The 8,547-nt window shown below is 72.6% G+C and carries 8 protein-coding genes; all 8 read right to left on the bottom strand.

Features of this window, described 5'->3' with window-relative positions; translation table 11 throughout:
* Positions 1-10: 10 nt before the first annotated feature.
* Entirely contained in the window at positions 11-1,267 is a 1,257-nt protein-coding gene (locus tag ABH925_RS32625) for a histidine kinase (protein WP_370153930.1), read from the bottom strand.
* On the bottom strand, positions 1,264-3,018 hold the full coding sequence (locus ABH925_RS32630) for a cation acetate symporter (RefSeq protein WP_370153932.1): 1,755 nt from the start codon (positions 3,016-3,018) through the stop codon (positions 1,264-1,266). The genes ABH925_RS32625 and ABH925_RS32630 overlap by 4 nt, the downstream gene beginning before the upstream one ends.
* A complete protein-coding gene (locus ABH925_RS32635; RefSeq protein WP_370153934.1) occupies positions 3,015-3,374 on the bottom strand; it encodes a hypothetical protein in 360 nt (119 codons plus the stop codon). Before ABH925_RS32635 ends, ABH925_RS32630 begins: the two co-directional genes overlap by 4 nt.
* A gap of 170 nt (positions 3,375-3,544) precedes the next feature.
* Positions 3,545-3,814 (bottom strand): hypothetical protein, encoded by a 270-nt coding sequence (locus ABH925_RS32640; RefSeq protein ID WP_370153936.1) that lies wholly within the window; start codon positions 3,812-3,814, stop codon positions 3,545-3,547.
* Positions 3,815-4,009: 195 nt separating this feature from the next.
* Positions 4,010-4,840 (bottom strand): LytR/AlgR family response regulator transcription factor, encoded by an 831-nt coding sequence (locus ABH925_RS32645; RefSeq protein WP_370153938.1) that lies wholly within the window; start codon positions 4,838-4,840, stop codon positions 4,010-4,012.
* Positions 4,841-4,899: 59 nt separating this feature from the next.
* Positions 4,900-5,742, bottom strand: a complete 843-nt coding sequence (locus ABH925_RS32650) for a carbohydrate ABC transporter permease (RefSeq protein ID WP_370153939.1) — start codon at positions 5,740-5,742, stop codon at positions 4,900-4,902.
* Positions 5,739-7,088 carry a carbohydrate ABC transporter permease gene (locus ABH925_RS32655; protein ID WP_370153941.1) on the bottom strand — a complete coding sequence of 450 codons (1,350 nt, stop codon included), beginning with the start codon at positions 7,086-7,088 and terminating at the stop codon, positions 5,739-5,741. Before ABH925_RS32655 ends, ABH925_RS32650 begins: the two co-directional genes overlap by 4 nt.
* A gap of 7 nt (positions 7,089-7,095) precedes the next feature.
* On the bottom strand, positions 7,096-8,430 hold the full coding sequence (locus tag ABH925_RS32660) for an ABC transporter substrate-binding protein (RefSeq protein ID WP_370153943.1): 1,335 nt from the start codon (positions 8,428-8,430) through the stop codon (positions 7,096-7,098).
* Positions 8,431-8,547 lie beyond the last annotated feature (117 nt).

The raw sequence follows: 8,547 nt of genomic DNA on the forward strand, positions 1-8,547 counted from the left end.
CCGTCCTGCGTCAGCACCCGTTCGCGGGACGGTCCGGGGCGGAGGCGTGCACGCCGGGGGCGAACTTGGGGATCCGGACCGTGATCCTGGTACCCGCGTCCACGCCGGTCTCGATGACCAGGCCGTGGTCCTCGCCGTAGACCTGGCGCAGCCGGGCGTCGACGTTGCCCAGGCCGATCCCGGTGCTGGGGCCGCCTTCGCCGCGCAGGATGCGGCGCAGCCGTTCCGGGTCGATGCCGGCCCCGTCGTCCTCGATCACCACCTGGGCCTCAGCACCCGCGTCGTTCGCGGTGATGCTGATGGTGCTCAGTCCCGGGCGGCCCTCGATGCCGTGCTTGACGGCGTTCTCCACCAGCGGCTGCAGGCAGAGGAAGGGCAGCGCGACCGGCAGCACCTCGGGGGCGATCCGCAGGCTGACGGCCAGCCGGTCGCCGAAGCGGGCCCGGACCAGCATCAGGAAGTGCTCGATGGAGCGCAGTTCCTCGGCCAGGGTGGTGAAGTCGCCGTGCCGGCGGAACGAGTAGCGGGTGAAGTCGGCGAAGTCCAGCAGCAGTTCCCGGGCCCGCTCGGGGTCGGTGCGGACGAATGACGCGATGGCGGCGAGCGAGTTGAAGATGAAGTGCGGGGAGATCTGCGCGCGCAGCGCCCGTACCTCGGCCTCGATCAGCCGGGTCCGGGAGCGGTCCAGGTCGGCCAGTTCCAGTTGCACGCAGACCCAGCGGGCGACCTCCTCGGCGGCCCTGACCAGGGCCGGGGACTCCGCCGGTGCGTAGGCGGCGAGGGTGCCCAGGACCCGGCCGTCGACCAGCAGCGGAGCCAGCACCGCCCGGCGCAGGGTGCAGCCGTCGTCGTCGCAGTCCACCGCGAAGGTCATCGCCCGGCCCGAGGCGATGACCTGGCCGGCGGACGCCATCACCGCGGCCCGGTGGTGCTCGCCGGTGCCGTCCCAGGCGAGCGCGGTGACGGTGTCGGTGAGGCTGAGCGCGGGGGTGCCGAGCAGCGAGCGCAGCCGCCGGGCCGCCTTGCGGGCGGTGTCCTCGGTGAGTCCGGCCCGCAGCGGCGGAGCCGCCAACGAGGCGGTGTGCAGGGTGCGGTAGGTGGCCTGCTCGACCGGTGTGCCGGGCCAGGTGTCACGGCCCGCGACGACCCCGCCGGGGTCGTCGGTCCGGCCGTCGCCGGCCCTGGTCGCGGCCCACTGCCCGGCGGCCCCGACCAGCAGGCCGAACAGGGCGGCGAGTACGACCGCGCCCCATCCCGCCGCGCTCACGGCCGACCGGCCGGGGAGTGGCTGCGGCTCGGCGGCAGCGCCGGCGTCGCTTCGGGCAGGTGCAGCCGGGCCAGGGTGGCCTCGGTGCCGGGCGGCACGCTCCCGGCCGTGGCGAGCGAGACCAGCACCATCACCAGGAATCCGGTCGGCACGCTCCACACGGCCGGCCACGCGAGCAGCGCGGCGGGCCAGCCGCCGGAGTACAGGCCGCCCATGGTGGCCAGCACCGCGCACACCGCCGACCCGCCGCCGGCCAGTATGCCGGCGATGGCGCCGGGCGGGGTGAGCCGGCGCCACCAGATCCCGAGCAGCAGCAGCGGGCAGAACGAGGAGGCCGCGACGGCGAAGGCCAGCGCGACCGCGTCCGCCAGCGGGAGTCCGGGGACGGCCAGGGTGCAGGCGGTGGGCACCGCCACGGCGAGCAGGGTGGCCCAGCGGAAGGAGCGGACCCCGACCGAGGGCAGCACGTCCTGGCTGAGCACTCCGGCGATCGAGACGGTGAGCCCGGACGCGGTGGACAGGAAGGCCGCGAAGGCCCCGCCGACCAGCACCGCGCTGAGCAGCCGCCCGGCGGTGCCGCCGACCAGCCGCTGCGGCAGCACCAGGATCGCGGTGTCGGTGTTCCCGCTGAGCACCAGGTCGGGGACGTAGATCCGGGACAGCGCCCCGTACAGCGGCGGCAGCAGGTAGAAGGCGCCGAGCAGGGCCAGCACCACCAGCGTGGTGCGACGGGCGGCCCGGCCGTCCGGGCTGGTGTAGAAGCGGACCACGACGTGCGGCAGTCCCATCGCGCCGAGGAAGGTGGCCAGGATCAGGCCGTAGTCGGCGTAGAGCGGGTGCTGTCCGGGGCTGCCGTTGAGCGGACGGCCCCAGGCCCGGCCGCCGCTGCCGTCCGCGACCGCCCCGGCCGGCTGCGGGACCGCCGCACCGGCCGGGAAGGCCAGGTCGGTTCCTGCCCCGATGGTGTGCGGGCCGGGGACGAGGGTGACCGCGGCCCGCCGCTCGGTCCGCCCGTCGAGGATGCCGGTGACGGTCACCCCGGTCGCGGCGGTGACGTCCACGACGACGCTGCGGTCCACCCGGACCACGGTGGCACGGTGGAACGAGGCGGGCTGTTCCGCCGACGCGCCGGGCGCCCCGTCGCCCTGCCAGGCGAGTGCCAGGAACACCAGCGGCACCAGCAGGGCGCTGAGCTTCAGCCAGTACTGGAACGCCTGGACGAAGGTGATGCTGCGCATCCCGCCGGCGGTGACGGTGCACAGCACCACGACCGCGACGACCACCCCGCCGAGCCATTCCGGACCGCCGACGGCGGTGCGCAGGGTCAGTCCCGCACCCTGCAGTTGCGGCAGCAGGTAGAGCCAGCCGATGCCGACCGCGAAGACGCTGGCGACCCGGCGGACCGGGCGCGACTCCAGCCTGCTCTCGGCGAAGTCCGGCAGGGTGTACGCGCCGGAGCGGCGCAGCGGGGCCGCCACGAACAGCAGCAGCACCAGGTAGCCGCAGGTGTAGCCGACCGGGTACCAGAGGATGTCCGCGCCATGGGCCAGCAGCAGGCCGGCGATGCCGAGGAAGGACGCCGCCGACAGGTACTCGCCGCTGATGGCGGCGCCGTTGAGGCCGGGCCCGACCGAGCGCGAGGCGACATAGAAGTCGGACGTGGTCCGGGAGATCCGCAGCCCGAGAGCGCCGATCAGGACGGTGGCCAGCACCACCAGGGTGACTGCCAGGACGCCGTATCCCCCGATCACCGGCCGTCCTCCAGCGGTTCGACGGCGGACTCGTTGCGCTCGGCCCGGCCCAGGTGCAGCCTGCCGATCAGCAGCAGTACCGGGTAGACCAGGACGCCGAGCAGGATCCAGGCGATGCCGACTCCGGCCACCCTGACCGCGGCCAGTCCGGGCACCAGCGCGAAGTCCAGCGGCAGCGAGCCGACCAGGACCAGCAGGGCGGCAGCGGAGATCGCCGCGGTAGTCAGTTGACGCCGCATCAGTTCGACCGCCCGGGGGTCGGCGGGAACGCGGTCGCCGTTCGGGCGGGCGCCGGTGCGGCCCGGGGTCCGCTCGGACCGGACCACCTCGCGCCGCGGGCGCTGCTGCGGGTTCACCTGAGCTCCCCTCTGACTCCTCCGGCCCCTGCGCCACGTCATTGTGTGCGCAGCGGGTGAACAGACGGAGGCTGCGGGCAGAGTCTACGCACGAACAGTCGTGCGGTCAGCGCTGCGGAAGGTCCGGTTTCACCCTGTGTGTTCCACCATCCGGAAAAGCGGACAGGCCGTCATCTCCGGTAGGTGTCAAGGGCGGCGCTGTGGGCGATCTCCAACTCGACATAGGACTGCTCGGCGCGGCGAAAGGCGATTTCCAGGGCGGAGGCGGTGCCCGAGTCGCTGAGACCGCGGCTGTGCTCGCACACCTCCAACAACAGGTCGGCCCAGCGGCCGGCCACGCTCTTCAGCCGGACCAGGTGGTCGGCGAGCTCGTCCGGGCTGGTCGGGGCGGCCGAGGGCAGCCGGTGCACCTCGGCGAGCAGCGCTTCGTGTTCGGACACGCCCACCCTCCGCCTCCGGTCTGCCGTCAGTGAGCCGGTTTCCCACGGTAGGGCACCGAGGTTGCCGCTCAGCCCGGGACGGTCCCCGGTTCGCCGAGCGGCACCGGGCACGCGCCGTACGGGCGGGCACCGGCGACGAACGGTCGGCGGAACGGGCGGACGGCAGACACCCTCAGTGGCCAACGGGCACCGTCGTCAGCCACGCGCCCGGTCGCCCTCCCCCGGCCGGTTCACCAAGAGTTCCCTCAGGTCGCGGGCATGGCGCCGGCTCACCGACAGCAGCGCGCCGCCGACCCTGACGCTCAGCGCCCCGCCCTCCGAGTGCAGTTCCTGCACCGCGCCGAGCGCGACCAGGTAGCGGCGGTGGATCCGCAGGAAGCCCCACTGGCTCCAGCGCTCCTCCAGCGCCGACAGCGGGATCCGTACCAGATGGCTGCCCTCGGCGGTGTGCAGCCGCGCGTAGTCGCCCTGGGCCTCGGCATAGTGGACCTGCTCGACCGCGACGAAGCGGGTGACGCCGCCCAGTTCCACCGGAACGGTCTCACCCGACGGCGGCCGGGGGTCACGTGCTCCCGGCGCCGACGGGTCCGCCCCCTCCGGCCGCCGCTCACGCTCGCCGCGCTCCGCCGCCCGCGCCTCGGCGAGCCCGTTGACCCGGCGCACCGCCTCCGAGAGCCGCTCCCTGCGCACCGGCTTCAGCACATAGTCGACGGCCTTCAGGTCGAACGCCTGGACGGCGAAGTTCTCGTGCGCGGTGACGAACACGATCAGCGGTGGACGGGCGAACCCGGCCAGCAGTCTGGCCGTGTCCAGCCCGCTCAGCCCCGGCATGTTGATGTCCAGGAACACCACGTCGAGCCCGCCCTCGCCGTCCTCGCCCTGTTCCAGTGCCGCACCGATCCGCCGGAGCGCGGCGTTGGCGTCCGCGGCTCCTTCGGCCCGGGCCACCCGGGGGTCCTCGCGGAGCAGGTACAGCAGTTCCTCAAGGGCGGGAGCCTCGTCGTCGACAGCCAGTACTCGCAGCATGGCGCTGGATCGTAAGCCACTCCCGGGCCCGGCGGAAGGCGTCGGCCATACCTTCCGCGTCATTTGACGGATCCCGCCATCGCGCCCTGCACGAAGTACCGCTGGAAGGCGAAGAACACTGCCACCGGCACCAGCAGGGAGAGGAACGCCCCCGGCGCCAGAATGCTGAGGTTGCTGCCGAACTGCCGCATCTGGGACTGCAGCAGCACGGTGAGCGGCTGCGAGGACGGACCGGCGAAGATCAGCGCCACCAGCATGTCGTTCCAGACCCAGAGGAACTGGAAGATGGCGAGCGAGGCCAGGCCCGGCGCGGCCAGCGGCAGCGCCAGCGAGCGGAAGGTGCGCCACTCGCCGGCCCCGTCCACCCGGGCCGCCTCCAGCATCTCCCGCGGGATGTCCAGGAAGTTGTTGCGCATCAGGAACACCGCGAACGGCAGCCCGTACGCGACATGGAAGAGCACCACTCCGGGGATGGTGCCGAATATGCCAATCACACCCATAAGCTTCGCCACCGGTATGAATCCGATCTGAACGGGAACCACCAGCAAGCCCACCACCACCAGAAATATGACGTCGCGGCCGGGGAACTCCAGCCAGGCGAAGGCGTATCCGGCCAGTGCCGCCAGCGCCACCACGGCCGCCGTGGCGGGCACGCTGATCAGCACCGTGTTCCAGAGCGCCCCCGTCACGTCGTTGCCCCGCAGCAGCGAGGTGTAGTTGCCGAGCGTGAGCCGGGTCGGATGCAGCAGCACGGTCCACCAGCCGCTGGACGAGGTCAGCGCGGCCGGCCGGAGCGAGGAGACCAGCAGCCCCAGCGTCGGGGTGAGCCACACCAGTGCCGCGGTGATCAGGACCGCCCGCACCAGCCCGCCCCTGGTGAGCGCGACAAGGCGCTTCATCATGTCCTCCTGCGGAAACGTCGGATGTTGAGCACCATGAACGGCACCACCAGGAGGAGCAGCAGCACCCCGAGCGCGCTGCCCAGGCCCTGGTCGTCCGCGCCGCCGAAGGAGTCCAGCCACAGCTGCAGGGCCAGCACATCGGCGTTCTGCTGCACCGGTTGCGGGGCGATGATGAAGACCAGGTCGAAGACCTTCATCACATTGATCACCATGGTCACGAACACCACCCCCAGCACCGGGGCGAGTTGCGGGACGGTGATGCGCCGGAACACCTGCCACTCACTCGCCCCGTCGATCCGGGCCGCCTCCAGGGTGTCCCTGGGCAGGTTCGCCAGTCCGGCCCCGATCACGACCATGGCGAACCCGGCCCAGATCCAGATGTAGGCGCCGATCACGGCCGGGGTGACCAGGGTCGGGCCGAGCCAGCTGACGCCCTGGTAGGGCTGGGCGAAGTCGGAGGCCGGCAGCACCACCTGCATCGGCCCGCCGCCGGAGGGCCGGGCGAGGTGGAACGTGCCGTCCGCCGCGGTGGTGGCGGTGCCCACCTTCCGGCCGTTCTGCAGCAGTTGCACGGTCAGTCCCGGCAGGCCCTTCTTCCCGGGCCCGGGCACCCCGGGCCGGCCCCCGCCGCCGGGGACGAAGTCCAGGAAGGCGACGCCGTCCACGGCGCTGCCCGATCCGGCTGCCGGGATCGCGGCCGGGCGGGCGTCCCTGGGCAGCGCGGTGGGCGCGACGCCCAGCAGCGGCAGCAGCACCCCGCCCGGCGAGGCCGGGTCCACGCTGATCCTGGCCGAGCCGTCGTCCGCGGCGACCAGCGGGTTGTCCTCGCGCGGGTGCACCCCGGGGTAGGGGGACGGCGGCGCGAAGGTGTCGTGGACGGCGACGACCACGGCGTTCAGCACGCCCTGCTGCGGGTCCTGGTCGTAGACCAGCCGGAAGATGATGCCGGCGGCGAGGAAGGAGATCGCCATCGGCATGAACACCAGCAGCTTGAACGCGGTGCCCCAGCGGACCCGTTCGGTCAGCACCGCGAAGACCAGGCCGATCGCGGTGACCAGAGCCGGGGCGACGGCGACCCAGATCGCGTTGTTGCGCAGCGCGGTGAGGGTGGCCGGGTCGCGAAAGGCGGTGCGGTAGTTGCCGAGGCCGATGAAGTGGCTGCCGCCCGAGTCGAAGGTGCTGCGGACCACGGAGTAGACGATGGGATACACGACCAGCGCGCCGAGCAGCAGCAGCGCGGGCAGCACGAAGGCGGTGGCGAGGCCGCGGCCCCGGCGCCGGCGGGAAGCGCCGGCGCCCGGGGTCCGCGTCCGCCCGGGTGGGGGCGTGCGCAGGGTGGTGGACACGGCGGGCTCAGCCCTTGAAGGCGGCGGCGGCGTCGGCCTCGAGCTTGGTCGCGGCACCCTGGACGTCACTCGGCTTGGCCAGGAAGTCCTGCAGGTCCTTCCATTCGCCCGCGCCGGGGGTACCGCCGAAGGCGGGGGGCGCCTGGTCCGACATGTCGAAGCGGAAGCCGTCGCCGGCGCCGATCAGCGCGGTGGCCAGGGCCTTGGTGGTGGCGTCCGGGTAGACCGAGGGGTCCAGGTTCCTGTTCGGCGAGAGGTAGCCGCCGAGCCTGGCCCAGACCGTCGCGGCCTCGGTGCTCGCCAGATAGTCGACCAGGGCCTGTGCGGCGGCCTGGTCCTTGCCGGCCTTGAGGATCACCGCGGCGTCCCCGCCGCCCATCACCGGCGGCTTGCCGCCGTCCACGGCCGGGAACGGGAAGAAGTTCGCATCGGTGCCGACGGTCTTCTTCAGGCTGGTGATGTTCCCGGCGACGAAGTCGCCCTCGTAGACGATACCGGCCTTGGGCTTGGGGCCGAAGACGTCGGAGACCGAGGTCGGGAAGTCGGTGTGCAGCGCGCCCTGGTCGCCGCCCACGATGATCTTCTGGTTCGCGAAGAATGCGCCCAGCGTGGTCAGCGCCCTGATCACGGACGGGTCGGTCCACGGGATCTGGTGCTTGGTCAGCTGGTCGTACTTGTCCGGCCCGGCCTGGGAGAGGTAGATGTTCTCGAACCAGTCGGTGAGGGTCCAGCCGTCCTGACCGCCGACGGCGATGCCTCCCGCCCCGGAGTCGGTCAGCGTCTGCGCGTCCTTGAGCAGGTCGGGCCAGGTGGCGGGCGGGGCACTGATGCCCGCGTTGGTGAAGGCGGCCGGGCTGTACCAGACGCTGGACTTGAACGCGGCCTTGAAGTAGAGGCCGTAGTAGGTGTTGTCGACGGTGCCGAAGCCGGTCCACACGCCGGAGAAGTTCTGCTTGGCGTCCGCACTGACCTGGGCGTCCAGCGGACTGAGCCAGCCCTTCCGGGCGAACTCCTGGATCACGCCGATCTGGGGGGCCATCACCACGTCCATGGCGTCGCCGCCAGCGATCTTGCTGCCGACGACGGCGGTGAGGTTGTCGCCGGTCGAGGTGAAGGTCGCCTTGATCCCGGTCTTGGCGGTGAAGGCGGCCAGCACCTGCTGGAAGGCCGTCTGCTCGGCCCCGGTCCAGACGGCCGCGACGGACACGGTCTGCCCGGCCAGCGGGGACGTGCCGGCCGCGCCGGGGGCGGCGGGCTTGGCGGAGCTGCCGCAGGCGGTCGCTCCGGCGGCGAGCACGACGGCGGTGGCGAGGGCGAGGGCGGTGCTGCGGAGTCGCATCATGGAGCCTTTCGGGTGGGGGCCGGGTGAAGTCGTTCGGTGGGCGGTGAAGTCGTTCGGTGGGCGGTGAAGTCGTTCGGTGGGCGGTGAAGTCGTTCGGTGGGCGGTGAAGTCGTTCGG

This window comes from Streptacidiphilus sp. EB129 (assembly GCF_041262645.1).
GTDB lineage: Bacteria > Actinomycetota > Actinomycetes > Streptomycetales > Streptomycetaceae > Streptacidiphilus.

What these genes read in the sequence shown, in the direction of transcription:
- ABH925_RS32650 (WP_370153939.1), bottom strand. Translation starts at nt 5,742, where the DNA reads ATGATGAAGCGCCTTGTCGCGCTCACCAGGGGCGGGCTGGTGCGGGCG.
- ABH925_RS32645 (WP_370153938.1), bottom strand. Translation starts at nt 4,840, where the DNA reads ATGCTGCGAGTACTGGCTGTCGACGACGAGGCTCCCGCCCTTGAGGAA.
- ABH925_RS32660 (WP_370153943.1), bottom strand. Translation starts at nt 8,430, where the DNA reads ATGATGCGACTCCGCAGCACCGCCCTCGCCCTCGCCACCGCCGTCGTG.